A 20611-nucleotide genomic window follows, 5' to 3' on the forward strand; every position below is an offset into this window, starting at 1 on the left:
CTGTTAGTTGCGATTTAAGTCGATGATCGCGCAGCCCGCCATCGATCAGCAGTCCCTATGAAGGAGACAAGCGCCGTGTCGTTCATTCCCGGTTCCCTGCATGGCCTGCGCGTGGTCGATCTGTCGCGCGTGCTGGGCGGTCCGTATTGCACGCAGATCCTCGCCGATCACGGCGCGGAGGTCATCAAGATCGAGCCGCCGAACGGCGACGAAACGCGCACCTGGGGGCCGCCCTTCGACGGCGACACGGCCGCCTATTTTCAGGGCGTGAACCGCAACAAGCTCGGCGCGGTGCTCGATCTCTCGCAGCCCGCGGATCGGGAACGTCTGCTCGCGCTGCTCGACAGCGCCGACGTGCTGGTCGAAAACTTCAAGATCGGCACGCTCGAACGCTGGGGTCTCGCCTACGAGGCCACGCTCGCGCCGCGCTTTCCGCGCCTCGTGCATTGCCGCATCTCGGGCTTCGGCGCGGACGGCCCGCTCGGCGCGCTGCCCGGCTACGACGCCGCGATCCAGGCGCTGACCGGTCTGATGAGCGTGAACGGCGAAACGGGCGGCGCGCCGCTGCGCGTGGGCGTGCCGGTTGTCGATCTCGTGACGGGACTGAACGCCGCGCTCGGCATCATGCTCGCGCTGCGCGAGCGCGATACGAGCGGACGCGGCCAGTTCGTCGAATCGACCTTGTTCGATTGCGCGCTCTCGATCCTGCATCCGCATTCGACCAACTACTTCTATTCGGGCAAGGAGCCGCAGCGCAGCGGCAACGCGCATCCGAACATCACGCCCTACGACATGTTCCATACGGGCAGCACCGATATCTTTCTCGCGGTCGGCAACAACGCGCAGTTCGCCACGCTGTGCCGCGTGATCGCCGCGCCCGAACTCGCCGACGACGCGCGCTACGCCGACAACAAGCTGCGCAGCCAGCATCGCCGCGAATTGCGCGAGGCGCTCGAAGCGCACTTCGCCGCCTGGGACGGCGCGCAACTTGCCGACACGCTGATCCGCCAGGGCGTGCCTTGCGCGCCCGTGCTCGGACTCGGCGCGGCGCTCGCGCATCCGCACACGGCGCATCGCGCGATGCGAGTGGAGATCGCGGCGGAGCACAACCCTGGCCGAACGTATAGCGGCATCGCCTCGCCGATCAAGCTCGGCCGCACGCCCGCCACCTATCGCAGCGCGCCGCCCGCGCTCGGCGAACACACGGCGCAGGTGTTCGGCGCAGCGGAGGACCCGTCGTGCTCGCGCTAATCGGAACGCTTGCCATCGTCGCGCTGTTCACGCTGATCATCACGAAGCGGCTCTCGCCGCTCGTGGCGCTGATCGCGGTGCCGATCGTCGCCGCGCTCGCCGCCGGTTTCGGCCTCTCGACGGCGAAGTTCATCGTGCACGGCGTGCAGACTATCGGCCCGGTGGCCGGCATGTTTGTTTTTGCGATTCTTTTCTTCGGAATCCTGACCGATGCGGGCATGCTCGACCCGATCATCAACGGCGTGCTGCGCATCGTCGGCTGCCATCCAACCCGCATCGTCATGGGTTCGGCGCTGCTCGCGCTGCTGATCCATCTCGACGGCTCGGGCGCGGTGACATTTCTCGTCACGCTGCCCGCGATGCTGCCGCTCTACACGCGCCTCGGCCTCGATCGCCGCATTCTCGCCTGCGTGGCGTCGATGGCGGCGGGCGTCAACTTCCTGCCGTGGGTCGGGCCGATGCTGCGCGCGAGCGCCGCGCTGCACATTCCGGGCACCGTCATCTTCTATCCGATGATACCGGTGCAGATCGTCGGCCTCCTGTTCGTGTTCGGCACCGCGTACTGGCTCGGCAAGCGCGAGGAAAAGCGCCTCGGCCTCACGCGTGCCCACGCCGCCTCGATCGCCGCCACGCCGCGCGCGCTCACGCCGGAAGAAGCCGCGCTGCGCCGCCCGCAACGCTTCTGGATCAATCTCGCGCTCACCTTCGTCGTGCTCGGCACGCTGGTCTCGGGCATCGTCGATCCGATGGTGATGTTCATGATCGGCACCGTGCTCGCGCTCGTCATCAACTATCCGGACGTCGCCATGCAACGCGAACGCGTCGACGCGCACGCCAAAGCCGCGCTGATGATGGCGAGCGTGCTGCTCGCGGCGGGCGCGTTCACGGGCATCATGTCCGGCACCGGCATGCTCAACGCGATGGCCGAGGTGGTCGTGCGCCACGTGCCCGCCGAACATGCGCGCCATATGCCGTTCGTGCTCGGCCTCGTGTCGATGCCGCTGAGCCTGCTGTTCGATCCCGATTCGTTTTATTTCGGCATCCTGCCTGTTCTGGCGCAGAGCGGCCAGATGCTCGGCGTGCCGCCCGTGCAGATGGCGCAGGCCGCGCTGCTCGGTCAGATGACCACCGGTTTTCCCGTGAGCCCGCTCACGCCCGCGACGTTCCTGATCGTCGGCATGACCGGCGTGGAACTGGCCGAACACCAGAAGTTCACGATTCCGTTTCTGTTCGCCGCCACCGTGCTGATGGTGTTCACCGCAGTGCTGTTCGGCGTGTTTCCGCTCTGAACGCCGTCGATTTCGTTTTTTCGTTTTACGAGGATGTCCGCCATGCAATTCAATCTGACCGATGACCAGCAAGCGATCGTTGCCGCGATCGAAAAAATCTGCGCGCGTTTCGACGACAGTTACTGGCTCGAACGCGACCGCGAAGGCGGTTTTCCGCACGACTTTCACGGCGCGCTCGCCAACGCGGGCTGGCTCGGCATCGCCATGTCGCCGGAGCACGGCGGCTCGGGACTCGGCATGACCGAAGCCGCGCTGATGATGCGCACGATCAGCGGCTCGGGCGCGGGATTGTCGGGCGCGTCGGCGGTGCATATGAACATCTTCGGGCTCAATCCCGTGCAGGTGTTCGGCAATGACGAACAGAAGCGGCGCTTCCTGCCGCCGCTGATCGAGGGCCGCGACAAGGCCTGTTTCGCCGTGACCGAACCGGACGCCGGTCTCGACACCACGCATCTCAAGACCCAGGCCGTGCGCGACGGCGATCATTACGTGCTGTCCGGCCGCAAGATCTGGATTTCGACGGCGCAGGTCGCCAACAAGATGCTGATCATCGCGCGCACCACGCCGCTCGATCGCGTGGCCAAACCCACCGACGGGCTGAGCCTCTTCTACACCGACCTCGACCGCGCGCGCGTGGAAGTGCGCGAGATCGAGAAAATGGGCCGCAAGGCGGTCGATTCGAACATGCTGTTCATCGACAATCTGCGCGTGCCGGTGGAGGACCGCATCGGCGAGGAAGGCAAGGGCTTTCACTATCTGCTGCACGGGCTCAATCCGGAGCGCATCCTGATTGCGTCGGAGGCGGTCGGACTCGGCCGCGCGGCGCTCGCGCGCGCCACGCAGTATGCGAAGGAGCGCGTGGTGTTCGGCCGGCCGATCGGCCAGAACCAGGCGATCCAGCATCCGCTCGCGCAGGCGTGGATGTCGCTCGAAGCCGCCGATCTGATGGTGATGAAAGCCGCCACGCTCTACGATGCGGGCCAGCCCTGCGGCGCCGAAGCGAACTCGGCCAAGTACCTCGCCGCCGAAGCCGCGTTCCAGGCGTGCCAGACCGCCATCGCCACGCTCGGCGGCATGGGCTACGCGAAGGAGTATCACGTCGAGCGCTATCTGCGTGAGTGTATGATTCCGAGGCTCGCGCCCGTCAGTCCGCAGATGATTCTCTGCTTCATCGCGGAGAAGGTGCTCGGGTTGCCGAAGTCGTACTGAGTTGCGCCTCGCGGTTTGGGGCGCGGCCGCACACGCAGGCGCGCGCCGCCTCGCTTTCATCGCGTATTTATGGACGTCAAACTCGTTGCCCGCACGCTCGACCTGTTCGAGCTTTTCGCCGCCGAACAGCGGCCGCTGCCGCTCGTCGAAATGGCGCGGCTGCTCAACGTGCCGTCGTCGAGTTGTCTTGCGCTCGCGCGCACCCTCGTGAGCCGCGGCTATCTCTACGAGGTGCGCAAGCGCGGCGGCTACTATCCGACGCGGCGTCTGCATCTGCTCGCCAGCGCGATCGACGCCGTCGATCCGGTCGTGGAGATGCTGCATCCGACGCTCGTCGCGTTGCGCGACGCCAGCGGCGAAACCATCGTGCTCGGCAAGATTCACGGCGCGGCGGTCGTGTACCTCGACGTGGTCGAATCGGAAAAGTCCGTGCGCTACGCGTGCCAGCCCGGCGCGCTGCGGCCGCTGCACGCGAACTCCATCGGCAAGGCGATCTTCGGCGAACTCGCGCCCGACGCGCAGGCCGCGCTCGGCGCGAAGCTCGATTTCGAGCGCTATACGGAAGCGACGGCCACCGATCTGCCGACGCTCGTCGAACAGGCCGCCGCCGCGAAAGCGCGCGGCTGGTACGCGAATATCGGCGAGAGCGCGCCCGAGTTGTCTGCCGTGGCCGTAGCGCTCGACTTCGGCGGTGACTGTTACGGACTCTCGATTGGCGGGCCGACCGAGCGCATCCGCCAGCAGCTCGACACGCACGTTGCCACGTTGCTCGATGCCAAGGCGCGCATTCTCGCGCATTGGCGCGAGAGCGAGGCGGGCTAAGGTCGCCGCGCTTTCTCTTTCTCCTCCTTGACGCACGGACTTACCCATTGCCGTCGCGACTGCGCCAGTGTTAGCCTGGCGACACACAATCGCCATCCGGCGCATACTTTGGGGCCTCGCGCCGCGCTGATCGCTTCGATGGTGTGCTCGCCTGGCTGCGTCCCTTGTTGTGCCCATGTTTCGCTCCGCGTTAGCGCCCGATTTCAGGCCCTGATTTCCTACCCGTTTTCACCCCCGTTTTCACGCTGCGGGGCACGAGATTTGCGGCGCGGCGTCGAATGTTCCGACGAAACCTTGCCGCGCGCATCGTAAGCCGGAGGCGGCGCCCGACGCCGGCAGCGACGTTACCTGAACCGGCCAACCGGCACGCTGTCCGACATCCGGCCATCGCCGCCAATCCTTGACGCTCATCGACCGTCACCGACGCCCGACTCCGTATTTGCCTATGCCCAGGATGCTCCTTTCTTCCGTGTTACGAACGCTGCGGCTGCCGCGCGGCGCTGCCCTGCTCGCCGCGTTTGTCTGGATAACGGCGCTCGCGTGGACACCGTGCGCGTCGGCTGCTGCCGCTGCACCGGCCCCGGCCGCGACGCCCGCCAATCCCGCCGCACCGGTCGTGCTCACGCCTGCGCAGGCGCACGCCGCGCTGCAGGTCCTCGACGATCCGGTGCAGCGCAGCCACATCGAAGACACGCTGCGCGCCATCGCCGCCGCCGGCGCGCTGGCCACGCCCGCGTCGAGCGCAACGCCCGCGAGCGCGCCCGCGACCGCATCCGCGGCCACCTCGGCTTCCGCACCGCTCACCGACGCGCTGCGCTCGAACGGCCTTGTCCTGCAACTCGCCGATCACGCCGCGCACAGCGCGCGCCTCATCGGCGATCGGCTCGTGCACGCGCGCACGGCGCTGTTCGACACCGGCTCCGCGCGCGGCTGGTGGCGCGAGCGCCTGAGCACACCTGAAGGTCACGCGATGCTGCTCGGACTGCTGCGCGTGCTGCTGCTCACGCTCGTGCCCGCGCTGGCGATTGAAGCGCTGCTGCGCCGCGCGCTCGCCAAGCCGCATCGCTCGATCGTGGCCCACGCGGCCGCCACGCTCGACGACGCCAGCGACGCTGCCGCGCCCGCCCAGCCGCCGCAAGCGCAACCGCAGACACCTGAAGCGACCGGCACGGCCACCGCGCTCAAAGCCGCCGCGCAACCCGGCGACGATGACGACGCCCTGCGCGTCGCCGCCGGCATGGAAGCCGCCGACGCGCCTGCTACGGGCACGGCAGACGCGGCGGACACGAAAGCCGCAAACGTCACGACCACAGCAAAAGCCACAAAAGCGGCTGACGCCGATCCGAACGACGATCCGAACGCCGGCCCCAACGCGAACCCGGCCGCCAACGCCGCAGCACGCGAGACCGTGAATGCCGCCGCAGCCGACGACGCCGCGCCCGACGAGGACCCGCTCTCGCGCGCACGCGAAGCGCGCCATCGCAGCCGCGGCGCCCATCACTGGCGCCTGCTGCAACGCCTGCCCGCCGCACTGCTCGTGACGCTGCTCGACCTCGTGCCCGTGATGGGCTTCGGCCTGGTCGCAGCGGGCGTGCTCTCGCTCTTTGGCGCCGACGACGCCGCACCCGCCGCCGCCGTGGGCGAGCTCGTCGACACGTGGGTGATTTGCCGCGTCGTGATCGCCCTGGGCGCCCTGCTATTTGCGCCCGACTCGGACGCGCTGCGCCTCACGCGCATGAGCTCGACCTGGGCCGCGTTCACGCAGCGCTGGGTCGTGCGCATCGTCGCGATCGGCGGCGTGGGCGGCGCGCTCGCGGGCGCAGTGCCGCTCGGCATGACCGAGGACGCGCACCTCGCGCTCGTGAAGATCGTCACGCTGGTCGGCCACCTCGCGCTCGCCGTCATGATCCTGCAATGCCGCAAGCCCGTGGCCGCCTGGCTGCGCAACGTGGCCGCGCAGCGCGGCTCGCTGGCCTGGCTCGCGCACTGGTTCGCCGACATCTGGGCCGTGGCCGCGATCTTCGTGGTCATGGCGCTCTGGTTCGTGTGGGCGCTCGACCTGCGCGGCGGCTACCGCGAACTCATGCGCGCGGGCGGCCTCTCGCTCGCCGTGCTGCTGGCTGCGCGCGTGGCCGCCATCGTCGCGCTCGGCGCGCTCGGACGCGTGTTCGATCCGCTCGGCAACCGCGCCGACATGACCATCTCGCAGCGCCGCGCCTACCGCTACTACCCCGCCTTGCGCCGCGTGGTGATCGCCGCGCTATGGATCGTGACGATCGACGTGCTGCTGCACGTATGGGGCCTGCGCCCGGCACGCCTGCTCATGAACGCGCCGATCGGGCACCTGCTCGGCTCCGCGCTGCTCACGATCGCCGTGGCCGTGGCCGTGGCCATCGTGATCTGGGAAGTCGCGAACGGCGCAGCCGAACGCCGCCTCAACGCCTGGACCGACGCCGGCGACTACGTACGCGCCGCACGTCTGCGCACGCTGCTGCCGATGTTCCGCACCACGCTGTTCGTCGCGATCTTCGTGATCGTGGGCCTCACCGCGCTCTCGCAGCTCGGCGTGAATACCGCACCGCTGATCGCGGGCGCGAGCATCTTCGGCGTGGCGCTCGGCTTCGGCTCGCAGAAGCTCGTGCAGGACTTCATCACCGGCATCTTCCTGCTCACCGAAAACGCGATGCAGGTCGGCGACTGGGTGACCGTGGCGGGCGTCTCGGGCACGGTGGAGTTCCTCTCGATCCGTACGGTGCGTCTGCGCGGCGGCGACGGCTCGCTCTACACCGTGCCCTTCAGCTCGGTGACGACCGTGAACAACACGAATCGCGGCATCGGCAACGCCGCGGTCAAGGTGGTGATCGCGCACGGCAACGACCTGCAACGCGCGATCGACACGCTCAAGGATATCGGCGCTTCCATCCGCGCCGACGACGCCTTCAAAAACGGCATACTCAGCGACTTCGCCTACTGGGGCGTGGATCAGGTCGACGGCGCCAGCGTCACGCTCGTGGGCCAGATCCAGTGCAAGGACTCTTCGCGCTGGGGTGTGCAACGCGAATTCAACCGACGCGTGCTCGCGCTTTTCACGGAGCGCGGCATCGAACTGGCAAACCCGCAGCGCAACTTTGTGATCGGGGTGCCGCACGACAGCGATGTGGAAGGCCATGTATTCGGCAACGACGAACGCGACGACGACTCGCGCACGACACCGCGCCGCAAACCGTCGTGATCCCGTAAAAGCTCACCTTCGTGCACGCACACTCGCTGTGCGGCGCGCGAAGCGTGATGGGATTTCACGCAACGGCGGGGCTTTGCGCGTGATCGCATCTTGCGAATCGCGCGCAAAACACGCGCGATTCGCTCTCTCCCGAAGAAGCTCACCTTTGCGCTTCCTGCGTTGTCGATTCGCAGCGCGCGCCGATTGATCGTGGCGTTCGCGCACGACGGGACCGCGCGACGCCTGTCGGCCTCGCGCGCCGGTTCGAGCAACAGACGCCCGGCTGTATCGATGCACGCCTGCGCCGACATCAGGCCGTCTCCCTCTCTGCAAGATCGATCGCGAAGGCGGCGAGCGGATAAGCCTCCACGGCATCGGACAATGCCTCCGCCAACGCCTCATCCAGCTGCGCGACCTCGTCGTGCTCTCGCGCAATCTGAACGGTTACATACACGGTCTCCTCCCCCGGACCGTCGTCGACGAATTCACACGCTGCAAGCGCGCGCACGCGGCGCGTGGCGAGAAAACCATAGAGCGCGTCGTGAAACGCCTCGACCGCCGACAGCGGCACCGCGTGGCGTTCCAGAATCGCCACCGCCTTGCGCCGATACGCCTCGGTTTCGCGATCCGTGGCATTCGAGCGCGGACTGAGTGCCTGCATGAGTTCCAGCGCACGCGCCCAGCGCCCCGCCTGCCACGCCATGTCGATTGCGCCGCGCAGCGCAAGCAGGCTGGACGGCTGCGCCTGCCACGCACGCTCGGCCACTTCCGCGGCTTCGCCGAAACGATTGCAGGCCGCGAGCGCCACCGCACAGTTGATGCCGGCCTGCACCCCGCGTTCGCAGCGCAACGCGTTCGCGTACGCCACTTCGAGCGCCTCGCTGTCCCAGCGCTCGGCGGCGAGCATGCCCAGCGTTTGCCACGCAAGCGCCGGATGCGCTTCCATGCTTTCCTTCGCGATGCGTTCCAGGCGCTTGCGCGTGGCCGCGTCGAGCTCGCCCGCGTCTTCGTCGAGATGCGCGCAGATCTGGTTGAACGCCGCCGTGACCGCTTCCGCGGAGAGTGTCCTTCGATCCATCGACATAATCGTGTTCTCCCTTCCGATGACCGCAAAAAATGCAACCGATTCGATGCTCATTCGATTTCAAATCGAGGCGCATCTCGCGTGCGAGGTGACGTACGTCGTGCACCGCTCGCGTCGAAAAAATACTAGCAGCGGAGAATCGTCACTTCTTTGAGGTTCGTACTGCGAAGTTGTCGATGGCACAAAAAAAAACGCTGCGGTCAACGGCACAATTGAGCCGTCATCCACAGCGTTTTTTTCAGGAGGAGCGCCGCGTGCGCTGCGTCCCTTGCGAACCTTAAGCTTCCACGTCCTCGAGACTGAAAATTTCCGACTGGTCGTTATACGAAAAAATCTCGCCGTAGCGGCCCCAGTCGATCACGGTATCGAGCGTTCCTTCGGCCGCCGTATCCGAGAGGAAATCTTCCAGTTCCTGCTCGAAGCGCACGCGCGGCGCGCGGTGGCCCGGGCGTTCGTTGAGCACCTTCTTGATCCGCGCCGCGAGCGGCACGTTGCGCAGCAAATGATCGGCGAACATCAGCTTGCGCGCCTGCGTGCCCATCTCGGCGAATACGCGCGCGGGCGGCGTGAGCAGCAGGTCGCCGTCGCGCACGTCGGCAAAGCCGAGCAGTTGCATCATTTCCGCAATCGGAAACAGGTCGTCCACTTCCAGATGCAGCGAGCGCGCGATTTCCGGCATGTCCGCGCGGCCGTGGTACGGCGCGGCCGCCAGCGTTTCGATCAGGCCGGCCATCAGGTTGGTCGAGACGTCGGGCAGGCGGCTGCCCACTTCGAGACGGCGCGTGGTCGTTTCGGCGGCGTCGCGCGCGGTCATCTTCGCGTAGATCTCGTCCACGAGCTTGCGGAACGCCGGGTCCAGACGATTGCGCGGGTGCTTGAACGGCACCTTGATGTCGGCCACCAGGCGCCCCGGGTTCGACGAGAGCACGAGAATGCGGTCGCACATGAACACCGCTTCCTCAATGTTGTGCGTGACGATCAGCATCGACTTGATCGGCATGCGGCCCTGCGTCCAGAGGTCGAGCAGGTCGGTACGCAGCGTTTCGGCCGTGAGCACGTCGAGCGCGGAAAACGGCTCGTCCATCAGCAGCAGCGCCGGGTCGACCACGAGCGCGCGCGCGAAACCCACGCGCTGGCGCATGCCGCCCGAGAGTTCGCGCGGGTAGGCGTTTTCAAAGCCGTCGAGACCGATCAGGTCGATCGCGGCCAGCGCGCGTTCGCGGCGCTCGCGCGCGGGCACGCCCTGCGCTTCGAGGCCCGCTTCCACGTTCTGCAGCACCGTGAGCCACGGAAACAGCGCGAAGGTCTGGAACACCATCGAGACGCCTTTCGCCGGGCCGTCGAGCGGCTTGCCGAGCCAGTTCACCTCGCCCGCGCTCGGTTCGATGAGGCCCGAGATGATGCGCAGGAGCGTCGATTTACCCGAGCCGGAGCGGCCGAGCAGCCCAACGATTTCACCTTCGCGCAGCGAGAGGTTGACGTCGTCGAGCACGAGGCGCTCGTCGTCCTTTTTCGCGAAACCGCGCGACATGTGCTTGACCGACAGCACTTCGTCGCCGAGCGTGGGCCGTGCGGGCAGCAGGTCGGATGAGACGATTTTCGGATTCAGCATGATGTATTACTCCATCTCAATCGAGCCGCAGCCTGGACTCGGCGTGGGTGTACAGCGGACGCCAGAGCACGCGGTTGAACAGCGTCACGAACAGGGACATCATCGCGATGCCCAGAATGATCTTCGGGAAATCACCGGCGGCAGTCGTTTGCGCGATGTACGCGCCAAGGCCGTGCGCCTCGAGCTTCGTATCGCCCCACTGCACGTATTCGGCGACGATGCTCGCGTTCCACGCGCCGCCCGAGGCCGTGATCGCACCCGTGATGTAGTAGGGAAAAATGCCCGGCAGGATCGCCTGACGCCACCACTGCCAGCCGCGAATGCGGAAGTTTTTGGCCGCTTCCTTGTAGTCGTTCGGATAGGCGCTTGCGCCCGCAATCACGTTGAACAGGATGTACCACTGCGTGCCGAGCACGATCAGCGGCGACAGCCAGATGTCCGCGTTCAGATGGAAGCGCACGATCACAATCACGAACACCGGGAACAGCAGGTTCGCCGGGAATGCCGCGAGGAACTGTGCGAGCGGCTGGACCTTTTCGGCAAGCGCCGGACGCAGGCCGATCAGCACGCCGAGCGGCACCCAGATCACCGAGGCAATCGCGATCAGCACGATCACGCGCAGCAGCGTGATGAGGCCGAGCACGAACACGTGACCCACTTCGTCGAGCGAGACGCCTGTGCGCACGTAGGCCACCACGCGCCAGACCACGAACAGCGTGAGCGCGATCACGAACACGGCCCAGATCGCGTCGCCGAAACGCGAGCGCTTGCTGAGCGTGAGGTTCACGGCAGGCATCGCCTTCGGCAATTGCACGCGGAACGGAATACGTGCGAACGTCGCGAGCAGGAAGCCCATCGGCACCAGCAGGCGGTGAATCAGATGCGTGCGGCGGATCAGGTCGAGCAGCCAGGATTCGGGTGCGTCGCCGGAACTCGTGTTTTCCATGCGGAACTTGTCGGCCCATGCCACGAGCGGACGGAACAGCAACTGGTCGTAGGCGAGAATCACGACCGTCATCGTCAGGATCACCCAGCCGATGGCGTGCAGATTCTTTTCGGAAATCGCCTGCGCCAGATACGCGCCGATACCCGGCAGCGTGATCGTGTTATTGCCCACCGTGATTGCTTCGGAGGCCACCACGAAGAACCAGCCGCCCGACATCGACATCATCATGTTCCAGATGAGGCCCGGCATCGAGAACGGCACTTCCAGTTTCCAGAAGCGCTGCCAGCCAGTCAGGTGGAAGCCCTTCGAGACTTCGTCGAGATCGCGCGGCACCGTGCGCAGCGACTGATAGAAGCTGAAGGTCATGTTCCACGCCTGGCTCGTGAAGATCGCGAAGATGGCCGCGAGTTCAGCGCCCAACACGCGCGAGGGAAACAGCGCGAGGAAGAATGTGACCGTGAACGAAATGTAGCCCAGCACCGGCACCGACTGCAGGATGTCGAGGATCGGCACCAGCACGAGACTCGCGCGACGGCTCTTGGCCGCGAGCGTGCCGTACACCAGCGTGAAGATCAGCGAGGCGACCATCGCCGCCAGCATGCGCAGCGTCGTGCGCATCGCGTACTCCGGCAGGTTCGACGGATCGAGCGAAATCGGCTGCGCCTTGAGCGTGGCGATAGGCGCCATCGTTTCGTGGAAGCCCACGGCCGCCATGGCGATCAGGCAGATGATGAGCGGGAACGCTACAAAGTCCCAGCGGTTGGGCAGCACGCGCCACGCCGAAGCGTTGGCCGTACGGTTCAGGTTGAATCTGAACTCCATTAGCGGCCTCCCAGGGCGATGGCATGCGCGACGCCGCCTGCACGCGCGGCGCGGCGGGTCGTTCGCATGGAGCGGTTGATCTGATTCATGTCTTGTTGCACCGGCGATCTGGATGATGCGCGGCTCGCGCGTCGAGCGCGCCGCCATTCGGGCGGCGACGCGTTCGGGCGGGGGCCGTTCTTTCTTGTCTTACTGCGTTCAGCCCCGGTCAACCTCGCCCCGACGCGCGGAACACGCGGGCGCGCAAATCGCGCCAGCGCGCGGCAAGGCGCGACGGCGGGCACGGCGGCGTGTCGCTCGTGCGCTCGCGGGCGCCGAGCTGGTCGGGATGAAGGGTGTGCTGCGTTTGCGGCAGGTGCGGCAGAAGAAGGCCGAAGTTCATGCTGGATCTCCTCACGTCGCTCAGGGAGCGAACGCGGTTGCGAGGAAAGCCAGCAGACCCGGCTGCGCGCGGCGTACGCGCGTCAGCGGCTCACGTCTGCGCGCTTTCCTCAGGGAACGAAAAAAGGAAGCGGCATAACGGATAACTGTCACTGTCGGACATCGGAACTCCTTATCGTCACGGCGGCGCGCTGGAAACCGGTCCCAGGCGGCGCATGTGGCGATCCGTGCGTCGCGCGAATTCCGCAAGGCGGATGATCGGCGTGACGAACGGACCGTGCCGCGAGCGAACAGGGCTCACGGCGCGATATCGGCCTGGCGCGCTGCGCATACGACGCTGCGGCGCCTGGTCGACGCTAAAAAGAGTGCACGAGAATGTACTGCTGGACGCGCACCATCTGCCTGGCTGGCAAGACGGCGGCTGAGAGAAAAGGGAGCGCGGACGTCCTGCCGGTCAGGCAGCGAAACTGTTCGAAGATCGACTACTGCTACTGTCCAAGGCGTCAGCCCCTTTTGTTAAGACGGGCGAATTTTAGTCACGCACGCTGTCGGAAGTCAACACGATTCGCGCCGCGCGTCAAATCCCGTGCCAATGCCGCCACAGCGCCGCCGGACGGCGCATTGGGCGCGATCGGGCTGAATGCTTCACTGCGCACCGTGAACCCGTTGCGTGGCACGGTCGGCCGGGGGCCGAATCATCGCGTCGCGTCTGCGTCATCACTGCGCGCTGTGGCTGCTTTGCTTACATTTTGCTTCGTGCTGTCTGGTACATCTGCCGGCGGGTCCGCTTCGTACGCCGCCTGGACGTGCGAGCGTCGACTTCGGCGTTGTCACCCGCAATCGACATGCCCACCGGACACGTCACGCGCACGTTACGCACGCTTGCGTGCCTGCGCGGCTTCGCCCGCGCGCATGCGCTCGAGCCGCTCGCTCGCGTCGGTCAGCACCCACATCGGCGCACTTTGCAGTTGCACGTCGTAGACATTGATGACCGGGCGCACGGCTTCGAACTGCGCATCGTCGAGACGCCACTCGCCTTGCGCGCCGCCGCGCGAGAAGCACGCGATGATCGCTTCGTCGGCGGGACGGACCTGCTCGGGCGTCAGATCGCCGTAACCGGCATCCGCGATCGATTGCGCCAGCACATGCGCGTGCAGGAGCGCCTGGGCGTCATGCTGTGAGCCGCCCGCGCGCAACGCGGCCAGCGCCAGATGCACCTGGAGCGCCAGTTCATCCGCGCTTGCACGCGGCATCGGCAGCAACTCGGCTTTGGCCTTGTGGCGCCGTGCGCGCGTGGCCTGGATGTGTTGCGCCGGAAAGGGGATCGTCTTGGCCATGGCACAGGAAAGAATCAGTTCAGGTGCAATAACGGCACGTGGCGGCCAAGGTTGAGCGCCGTTTTGCGACGAGGATGTAACTAAAGGTGTCCGCGAGGTCGTGAACGGGCGCGAATGCGCGTCGATTTGCGGATATTCGCGGCGATACGCGGATGCGGGCGAAAACTGCGGAATCGGCGGAATCCGGCGAGCGGCGGATGGTTGCGTGCGTTCGCCGACGCGTCAGCGCTCGTCGTCGCTGGCGCGGCGCGCGGCCATGAAGGCCTCGACGTGGCGGATTGCCGCTTCGCACTGATCGAGTGTCAGATGATGGATCGACGGATTGGGCAGGTCGAAGCCCAGTTCCTCGGCGAGCCAGCGCAGCGCGCGGCCGCGCGCCTCGAAAATATTGACCTTGTCGCGCCGCACCTTGGCCGCGACGAGCGGTTCGAGCGCGTCGTGCAGGCGGCTCTTGGCGTCGCGCAGCGCGCCGTTGGCGAGGCGGCCGAGCGGCACGTTGCGCGTGCTGCGCGCGGGTACGCCGATCCACGCTTCGCAGGCGGCACAGACCCAGAGCGTGCCGTGATCGTCGCGGTACGGGTAGGCTTCGTCGCCGAAACGCGCGAGTACTGCCTTCGCGCCGCAGTAGTCGCAGAGCGGTTGCGGCAGCGCCTTGACCGGACGGCCTACGCGCATGGCGTACTCCGGGAAGCGGACGTTGGCGATGGCTGACGGGATGACTGGGACATGCGGGTGACGGGTGTGACCTGGGTGTGGCTGGACAGAACTGGACGCGGCGACGCGAACGCGACGCTTCGGCGAAAGGATACCGGGAATTGACGCGTTTGCCTGGTATCGGCGAGCAGAATTGGGGCGAAAAGGGACCGAAAGGCGTCGAAACTGGCTTCAAAGAGGCAGCAACGAGGCCAGATCGACGTGAAATGAGACAGGATGACGCGCCAGGCCGGCGGCGGCGCGCGGGCTTTTCTTCAGCACTTCAGCGCAAGACCGAGCGGCGACGTACGCGGCAGTTAGTTGCGTCGATCGCCGCCGTCAGTCGCCGCCGTCAGTCGCCGCCGTCAGTCGCCGCCGTCAGTCGCACCCTCTCCCGCTCAACCCGCCGCGCTCGCCGTCGCGTGCGCATCCTCGCGTTCGAGCGAGCGCGTGTCGCGCAATCCCGGAAACAGCTTCATCCACAGCAGCGCGACGCCGATGGTCGCGACGCCACCCACCAGCACCGCCGGTTGCGCGCCCCACCATCCGGCGGTCAGGCCAGACTCGAATTCGCCGAGCTGGTTCGACGTGCCGATGAACAGCGAATTCACCGCGCTCACGCGGCCGAGCTTTTCATCGGGCGTGCGCAACTGGACGAGCGACGTGCGCACGACCACGCTCACCACGTCCGATGCGCCCAGCACCGCCAGCGCGATCAGCGAGACGACGACGTTATGCGACAGCCCGAACACGATCGTCGCGCAGCCGAACAGGATCACGCCGCCGAACATCGACAGCCCCGGGCGTCGGCGCAGCGGAAAGTGCGCGAGCCAGATCGTCCCGGCAAGCGCGCCCGCCGCGGTCGCCGAGCGCAGCAGCCCCAGTTCGAGCGGCCCCGCGTGCAGGATGTCGCGCGCGAACACCGGCAGCAGTGCGGTTGCTCCGCCGAACAGCACGGCGAACAGATCGAGCGACAGCGCGCCCAGAATCACCGGCTGCGAGCGGATGAACGCGATGCCCGAGAACACCGATTCGAGCGTGACGGGCGCGCGCGACGGCGGCCGCGCCTTGAGCGGAATCGTCGCCGAAAGCGTCGCCGCGATCGCGAACGACACCGCGCAGGCCAGGAACGCCGGCCCCGCGCCGAGTCCGTACAGCAGGCCGCCCAGCGCCGGACCGACGATCTGCGCGGTCTGCGTCGCCGAGGTCGACCACGCGGTGGCGTTCGGCAGTTGCGCACGCGGCACCACGCCCGGCAGCAGCGACGAGATCGCCGGCGACTCGAACGCGCGCGCCGCGCCCACGCAGGCCGCCAGCACGTAGATCATCGGCGCGCTGAGCCAGCCGCCGAAGGTGCCGAGCGCGAACGTCAACGCGGCCACGCATTCGATGCTCTGGCAGACGGCGGCGATGCGCCGGCGGTCGTAGCGATCGGCGACATGGCCGACGACGAGCGTCAGCAGAAACATCGGCAAAAATTGCGCGAGACCGAGCAGGCCGAGCGCGAACGCGCTTTTGGTGAGCGCGTAGATATGCCAGCCCATCGCGACGGCCAGCATCTGAAACGACATCGAGGCGAGCACGCGGGCGCCCCAGAAACGCTGGAAACCGCGATTGCGCGCGATGCTCTGCGGCGCGTCGCCGGGAGCGGGAGAAGGTGTGTTCATGTACGGCGGAAGGCGAAAGGGCGCGGCGAGGGCCACGGCGACGCGGTGACGTTACCGGGTCATCGGGGCTTCACCGGAGCTTCATACAAAGCGGCTGATTTTAGTCGATTGGGCACGACGTCACAGAAGCGCGTCGGATTCATGCACGCAGGCCATTATCGGCATCGATATATACATTAGAATATAACGACTGCGCCAGCGATCCTTGCCGGGATCCGCACGGCGACGATTTCCGCAGATGACACGAGGTGGGTAAGTGAGCAGTCGGCCACGGATGATGAATGCAGTTGCGCGCTCCGCGCCGCCGCGCGTAACGGCGAGCATGGCCGCGACGATCACGGCGCTGCGCCCCGCTTCGGGCCACGAGCGCGCCGAGCGCATGCGCGACGTGATCGACGCGTTCCGGCGTCTGCGCGAGAGCGTCGAGCGCTTCAACCGCTCGCTCGCGCCGGACGCCGACGCGCCGTCCGCAAGCGCCGACGCCGCGACCTCGCTGCAACCGCTGCTGACCTCGCTGGCGCGCCGCGCCGAACTCGTCGGCTTCGCGCGTCAGCGCGAACTGAAACGCGCGATCCGCGACGCGCGCCGTCTCGACAAAACCCGCGACGCCATGTTCTCCGACGCCTTCTGCCTCGACACCGAGGCGATGCGCGCGACGGCCGCCGAACTGGAGCATACCGATACGGCCCTCGTGGCGCTGTGCGTCGAGCACGTCATGGCGCGCCATGCGCAGTCCGCGAGCGGCTCGGCCAGCGCGACGCCCGCGCATCGGGTCATACGTCCGACGTCCGCGACCACCGCGACGCGACGCATGCAGACACTCGCCAATCCTGACACCCGCGCCGACGCCGCGACCGAACACCGCGACGCGGCCTGACGATCGCCGAAAACCGCTGCTGCAACACGCAAGGGATGCGGACAAGCAGGCTGCGCGCCGTCCCGATGACTGGACGGACTCCGCTATATTCCGTGATATATTTCGCTGACGGTGCGCGGCAGCGTCTGAAGTGAACCTGAAGTCACGTCGACGTCACCCTGAACGTACCCTGCGCGAACCCGGACGCCGCGCCACGCGCTGCGCCCTCGCGCGCTCCTAACCGGACAGAGGTCACCATGCACGCACCGCCGTTTCGCCTCGCCCGCACGCCGGGCACCGCGACGCCGGACGACGCGCCGCATCTGCGCGCCTTCGCCCCGTCCGCCGACTGCTGCGGCCCGTCGCAGGACGAACTCGACCGTTCGCGCCGCCGCACGCGTCTCGCCGAACTCGACGCGCATCTGCACTGCTCGATCATCGGCACCTGTCTGTCGACGCATGAACTGCGCAAGCTCGTGCCGAAGTTCGCGCCGCTCGACGCGCGCCACGCGAGCGATCTGGAGATTCATCACACGGCCGTCGAACTGGCGATCCAGGGCGGCGCGGGCGGCAAGGCGCTGCAAAAGGCGCTCGACACGCGCTATGCCGGCGCGCTGCGGTGCTTTGCCGGCGCGCGCGACGCCGATGCGGTGCTCACGCTCTGGAACGAGGCGCGCGCCAACGGCGACATTCCGCCCGCCTACTGGGCGCTGATGAGCCATCCGGCCACGACGATGGAAGTGCGTCAGGCCGCGTTCGGCGAACTGCACATGCTGTCGCATCTGGTCGGCGCGGCGAATCGCGCGGATCTGCGCCGCCTCGTCGCGCTCGAAGAGGACAACGCTGAACTGCACGCGAAGATCGAACGCCAGCAGGCGCGTCTGCACGACATGAGCCGCGAGCGCGACGCCGCACGCGATGCGCTCGCCGAGCAGACCTCGCGCGCGGCCGCCCAGCGCATGGACCGCGATGCGTCCGCGCTGCACGCAAAACACGCCGCGTTGCAGGACGCGCTGGCCGCGCGCGACGCCCGCCTTGCGCTCGAAACAAGCCGTCGCGAAGCCGCCGAACAGCGCGCGAACGCCGACGAAATCGCACTGCACGCGCTACGCACGCAACTGGACGACGCGCTCGCACTGATCGACACGTTGCGCGCGGAAGCGCAGGCGCTCGAAGACGCCGCGCAACCCGACGACGACGCAGTCGCAACCCGCGCCCTGCCGCGCGACGCGCTCAAGAACCGGCGCATCGTCTATGTGGGCGGACGGCCGGGATCGAATCACGCGCTACGGCGCTGGGTGGCCGCGGCGGGCGGCGAATTGACGGTGCACGACGGCGGCATCGAAGACCGCAAGGGTTTGCTCGCGGCGGCGCTCGCGGGCGCGGATCTCGCGGTGTTTCCCGTCGACTGCATCGACCACGATTCGATGAACACGCTCAAGCGCGTGTGCGAACGGCATCAGGTGAGCTATCACCCGCTGCGCACGGCGAGTCTCGCGAGTTTCGTCGAACTGATGACACGCCTGCATACGAACACGGTGCCCACGCTCACCGCGGTGCCGCTTTCGCGCTTCTGTCTGCGGCACGGTTGAAAGCGTCCCGCTGACGCGCCGTGACGGCGCGCTCAGCCCTTCACGAGCTTCCTGAGCGCGGCGATTTCGGGCGCACAGGCTGCGGCCGCGCGCTCCTCGATGCCGCGATAGAGACGGATGATTTCCTCGCCGACGGGCGTGAGCATGCTGCCGCCGCCGCTCTGGCCGCCGTGCTCCGACACCGTGGCCGGCGATTCGAGCGCGCGATTGAGTTCGTCCATGAGCAGCCACGCGCGCCGGTACGACATGTTCAGGCTGCGCGCCGCCGCCGAAATCGAGCCGTGCTCGCGCACCGCTTCGAGCAATTGCACCTTGCCCGGTCCCAGCGCGATGGTGTCGTCCTGCATCACGCGCATACGAAAACGCACGCGCGGTTCGCGGCGCACGCCGCTCGCGGCTTCGGGCGTTTCGGCTGCGGTTTGCGGCTTCGATTTCGCTGTTTCGCTCGTCTTCACGGTCGCTGTTACGTTCGCATTCACATTCGGGTTGGCAAGGGGCAAAGCGCCCGTCTGCACGCGGTCTTTTGCGGGTCTGGTCATGCGCGCAAGCATACACGATGGCCTCGCGCGCGAGCCTGGCCGATTGGCTAACGCGCGTGGCCGAAGCAGAAGCCGAAGTCCTCGCAGCCGGGACAGCCCGGCGCGGGTCCCGGCACGCCGCCGGTGGCCAGCGCGAGTTCGCGCGCCAGCAGCTTTTTCCAGCGCAGGCCTTCGGTATTGCGCGCGACCATCGCGGGGAAAAAACGCGTGAGCATCTGCGTGACGTCGTCGCGTCCGCTCAGGCCGAGATCGCGCCACAGGTGGTCGGGACGCAGACACGCATGCGCGAGTATCGCGGCGAGGCAGCGTGCGTCCTCGCCGTCGACATCGGGCGCGGCCAGGCCGAGCAGAAAGTCGCGCATCGCGGCGACGAACGACGCATGCGTGTCGTCGGTCATCGTGACGATCGCGAGGTTCGCAACATTCGACAGCGGCGCATCAGGCGCGCTGTCGAGCGATCCCGCCACGAAATGCCGCCTCGCGAGCTCGGCGAGTTCGGACGCCGATAAACCGAGCAGCGCGCATTCGCCGCGCACGGCGCGCGCCGCCACGAGTCGCGCGAACAGCCACGCGTCCGCCGTGGGCGCGCCGCCGGGCATGCCCGTCAAGCGGTCGCGGCACGCGGCGGCCAAGCGCTCGACATCCGGCGCTGCGCTCGCCGCTTGAACCGCGGGTTGATCCACGGGCTGATCCGCGGATTGGCGGTGCGCCGGATTGCCCGTTTCGCGCTGCGTCATGCTGCGGTGAAACCGCTGCGTTCAGTCGTCCACGCCGACGATCACGCTCGACGCCTTGAACAGCGCCGACGCCGCCTTGCCCGCCGCGAGACCGAGGCGGTCGACGCTCTCGTTCGTGACGATGGCCGCGATCTGCGCACCGCCCGGCGCCGCGATCACGACTTCGGCGTTCACCGCGCCCTTCGTGACCGACGCCACGCTGCCCGCGATCACGTTGCGCGTGGACACCTTGCTCGCATCGCCGTCGACCATGACGATCACCGACGAGGCCTTCACGAGCGCGAACGCGCCCTTGCCCGCCGCGAGACCCAGCGACGCCGCGCTGCCGTGCGTGATGATCGCGACGATCTCCAGGCCGCCGTCGGCGCGCAGCGTGATCTCGTCGTTGACGGCGCCGGGCTTGACGGCGGCGATCTGACCGGTGAAGTGATTACGGGCGCTCGTACGCATGTTGGTCTCCATGAAGATACGCGGCGCGGTGACGGCCGGGGCCAACCGCGCAGGCGATGCAAAGGGCGAAATAAAGGAGCCCAGTGTAGTCGTCCCGATGCCTC

At 67.2% G+C, this 20611-nt stretch carries 17 protein-coding genes; 7 read left to right on the forward strand and 10 right to left on the reverse strand.

The genetic code is table 11. The features are described from left to right. The first annotated feature begins 57 nt into the window (after positions 1 to 57). The 5 genes from SB764_RS06470 to SB764_RS06490 all read left to right on the forward strand — a co-directional run bounded on the left by SB764_RS06470 (position 58) and on the right by SB764_RS06490 (position 7803). The gene (locus tag SB764_RS06470) at positions 58 to 1251 is read left to right on the forward strand and encodes a CaiB/BaiF CoA transferase family protein (protein ID WP_065064403.1); all 1194 of its coding nucleotides are present in this window, start codon (positions 58 to 60) and stop codon (positions 1249 to 1251) included. After that, positions 1239 to 2540 carry a CitMHS family transporter gene (locus SB764_RS06475; RefSeq protein ID WP_065064405.1) on the forward strand — a complete coding sequence of 434 codons (1302 nt, stop codon included), beginning with the start codon at positions 1239 to 1241 and terminating at the stop codon, positions 2538 to 2540. Before SB764_RS06470 ends, SB764_RS06475 begins: the two co-directional genes overlap by 13 nt. A 42-nt stretch (positions 2541 to 2582) precedes the next feature. Next, the gene (locus tag SB764_RS06480) at positions 2583 to 3749 is read left to right on the forward strand and encodes an acyl-CoA dehydrogenase family protein (protein ID WP_176079709.1); all 1167 of its coding nucleotides are present in this window, start codon (positions 2583 to 2585) and stop codon (positions 3747 to 3749) included. Positions 3750 to 3818: 69 nt separating this feature from the next. Then, positions 3819 to 4571 carry an IclR family transcriptional regulator gene (locus tag SB764_RS06485; RefSeq protein WP_074981102.1) on the forward strand — a complete coding sequence of 251 codons (753 nt, stop codon included), beginning with the start codon at positions 3819 to 3821 and terminating at the stop codon, positions 4569 to 4571. Positions 4572 to 5040: 469 nt separating this feature from the next. Then, positions 5041 to 7803 carry a mechanosensitive ion channel family protein gene (locus SB764_RS06490; protein WP_410863001.1) on the forward strand — a complete coding sequence of 921 codons (2763 nt, stop codon included), beginning with the start codon at positions 5041 to 5043 and terminating at the stop codon, positions 7801 to 7803. 298 nt (positions 7804 to 8101) lie between these two features. Here SB764_RS06490 and SB764_RS06495 read toward each other — a convergent pair whose 3' ends face one another. The 7 genes from SB764_RS06495 to SB764_RS06525 all read right to left on the reverse strand — a co-directional run bounded on the left by SB764_RS06495 (position 8102) and on the right by SB764_RS06525 (position 16333). Then, entirely contained in the window at positions 8102 to 8869 is a 768-nt protein-coding gene (locus tag SB764_RS06495; protein ID WP_410863003.1) for a hypothetical protein, read from the reverse strand. A gap of 283 nt (positions 8870 to 9152) precedes the next feature. Then, positions 9153 to 10487, reverse strand: coding sequence for an AAA-associated domain-containing protein (locus tag SB764_RS06500; protein WP_065064415.1), 1335 nt, complete (start codon positions 10485 to 10487; stop codon positions 9153 to 9155). A 16-nt stretch (positions 10488 to 10503) separates the two neighbouring features. Beyond that, entirely contained in the window at positions 10504 to 12255 is a 1752-nt protein-coding gene (locus SB764_RS06505; RefSeq protein ID WP_065064417.1) for an ABC transporter permease, read from the reverse strand. A 208-nt stretch (positions 12256 to 12463) separates the two neighbouring features. Beyond that, a complete protein-coding gene (locus SB764_RS06510; RefSeq protein ID WP_156773883.1) occupies positions 12464 to 12637 on the reverse strand; it encodes a hypothetical protein in 174 nt (57 codons plus the stop codon). Between the two features lie 871 nt (positions 12638 to 13508). Continuing rightward, the gene (locus SB764_RS06515; protein ID WP_065064419.1) at positions 13509 to 13973 is read right to left on the reverse strand and encodes a hypothetical protein; all 465 of its coding nucleotides are present in this window, start codon (positions 13971 to 13973) and stop codon (positions 13509 to 13511) included. 222 nt (positions 13974 to 14195) lie between these two features. Further along, the gene (locus SB764_RS06520; RefSeq protein ID WP_065064421.1) at positions 14196 to 14648 is read right to left on the reverse strand and encodes a zinc-finger-containing protein; all 453 of its coding nucleotides are present in this window, start codon (positions 14646 to 14648) and stop codon (positions 14196 to 14198) included. 416 nt (positions 14649 to 15064) lie between these two features. Continuing rightward, complete coding sequence (locus tag SB764_RS06525) at positions 15065 to 16333, reverse strand: MFS transporter (protein WP_065064423.1); 1269 nt, start codon at positions 16331 to 16333, stop codon at positions 15065 to 15067. A gap of 274 nt (positions 16334 to 16607) precedes the next feature. Between SB764_RS06525 and SB764_RS06530 the strand changes: the two genes are divergently transcribed. Both SB764_RS06530 and SB764_RS06535 read left to right on the forward strand, forming a co-directional pair. Further along, on the forward strand, positions 16608 to 17210 hold the full coding sequence (locus SB764_RS06530) for a hypothetical protein (protein WP_410863006.1): 603 nt from the start codon (positions 16608 to 16610) through the stop codon (positions 17208 to 17210). A gap of 236 nt (positions 17211 to 17446) precedes the next feature. Then, positions 17447 to 18781, forward strand: coding sequence for a DUF2325 domain-containing protein (locus SB764_RS06535; protein WP_410863007.1), 1335 nt, complete (start codon positions 17447 to 17449; stop codon positions 18779 to 18781). 32 nt (positions 18782 to 18813) lie between these two features. On the opposite strand, the gene SB764_RS06540 is transcribed toward SB764_RS06535, so the two are convergent. The 3 genes from SB764_RS06540 to SB764_RS06550 form a co-directional block, all read right to left on the reverse strand. Then, positions 18814 to 19137, reverse strand: coding sequence for a winged helix-turn-helix domain-containing protein (locus SB764_RS06540; protein ID WP_065064456.1), 324 nt, complete (start codon positions 19135 to 19137; stop codon positions 18814 to 18816). A 230-nt stretch (positions 19138 to 19367) separates the two neighbouring features. Then, entirely contained in the window at positions 19368 to 19919 is a 552-nt protein-coding gene (locus tag SB764_RS06545) for a nitrogen fixation protein NifQ (protein ID WP_065064458.1), read from the reverse strand. 159 nt (positions 19920 to 20078) lie between these two features. Then, the gene (locus SB764_RS06550) at positions 20079 to 20507 is read right to left on the reverse strand and encodes a molybdopterin-binding protein (protein WP_065064460.1); all 429 of its coding nucleotides are present in this window, start codon (positions 20505 to 20507) and stop codon (positions 20079 to 20081) included. Positions 20508 to 20611: the final 104 nt, after the last annotated feature.

Source organism: Paraburkholderia sp. SIMBA_027 (assembly GCF_046535315.1).
Classification (GTDB): Bacteria; Pseudomonadota; Gammaproteobacteria; order Burkholderiales; family Burkholderiaceae; genus Paraburkholderia; species Paraburkholderia tropica.

Excerpts from the sequence above, each read along its gene's own strand:
- SB764_RS06470 (WP_065064403.1), top strand. The coding sequence starts at position 58 with ATGAAGGAGACAAGCGCCGTGTCGTTCATTCCCGGTTCCCTGCATGGC.
- SB764_RS06480 (WP_176079709.1), top strand. The coding sequence starts at position 2,583 with ATGCAATTCAATCTGACCGATGACCAGCAAGCGATCGTTGCCGCGATC.
- SB764_RS06485 (WP_074981102.1), top strand. The coding sequence starts at position 3,819 with ATGGACGTCAAACTCGTTGCCCGCACGCTCGACCTGTTCGAGCTTTTC.
- SB764_RS06495 (WP_410863003.1), bottom strand. The coding sequence starts at position 8,869 with ATGGATCGAAGGACACTCTCCGCGGAAGCGGTCACGGCGGCGTTCAAC.
- SB764_RS06500 (WP_065064415.1), bottom strand. The coding sequence starts at position 10,487 with ATGCTGAATCCGAAAATCGTCTCATCCGACCTGCTGCCCGCACGGCCC.
- SB764_RS06505 (WP_065064417.1), bottom strand. The coding sequence starts at position 12,255 with ATGGAGTTCAGATTCAACCTGAACCGTACGGCCAACGCTTCGGCGTGG.
- SB764_RS06510 (WP_156773883.1), bottom strand. The coding sequence starts at position 12,637 with ATGAACTTCGGCCTTCTTCTGCCGCACCTGCCGCAAACGCAGCACACC.
- SB764_RS06515 (WP_065064419.1), bottom strand. The coding sequence starts at position 13,973 with ATGGCCAAGACGATCCCCTTTCCGGCGCAACACATCCAGGCCACGCGC.
- SB764_RS06520 (WP_065064421.1), bottom strand. The coding sequence starts at position 14,648 with ATGCGCGTAGGCCGTCCGGTCAAGGCGCTGCCGCAACCGCTCTGCGAC.
- SB764_RS06525 (WP_065064423.1), bottom strand. The coding sequence starts at position 16,333 with ATGAACACACCTTCTCCCGCTCCCGGCGACGCGCCGCAGAGCATCGCG.
- SB764_RS06530 (WP_410863006.1), top strand. The coding sequence starts at position 16,608 with ATGATGAATGCAGTTGCGCGCTCCGCGCCGCCGCGCGTAACGGCGAGC.
- SB764_RS06535 (WP_410863007.1), top strand. The coding sequence starts at position 17,447 with ATGCACGCACCGCCGTTTCGCCTCGCCCGCACGCCGGGCACCGCGACG.
- SB764_RS06540 (WP_065064456.1), bottom strand. The coding sequence starts at position 19,137 with ATGCGCGTGATGCAGGACGACACCATCGCGCTGGGACCGGGCAAGGTG.
- SB764_RS06545 (WP_065064458.1), bottom strand. The coding sequence starts at position 19,919 with ATGCCCGGCGGCGCGCCCACGGCGGACGCGTGGCTGTTCGCGCGACTC.
- SB764_RS06550 (WP_065064460.1), bottom strand. The coding sequence starts at position 20,507 with ATGCGTACGAGCGCCCGTAATCACTTCACCGGTCAGATCGCCGCCGTC.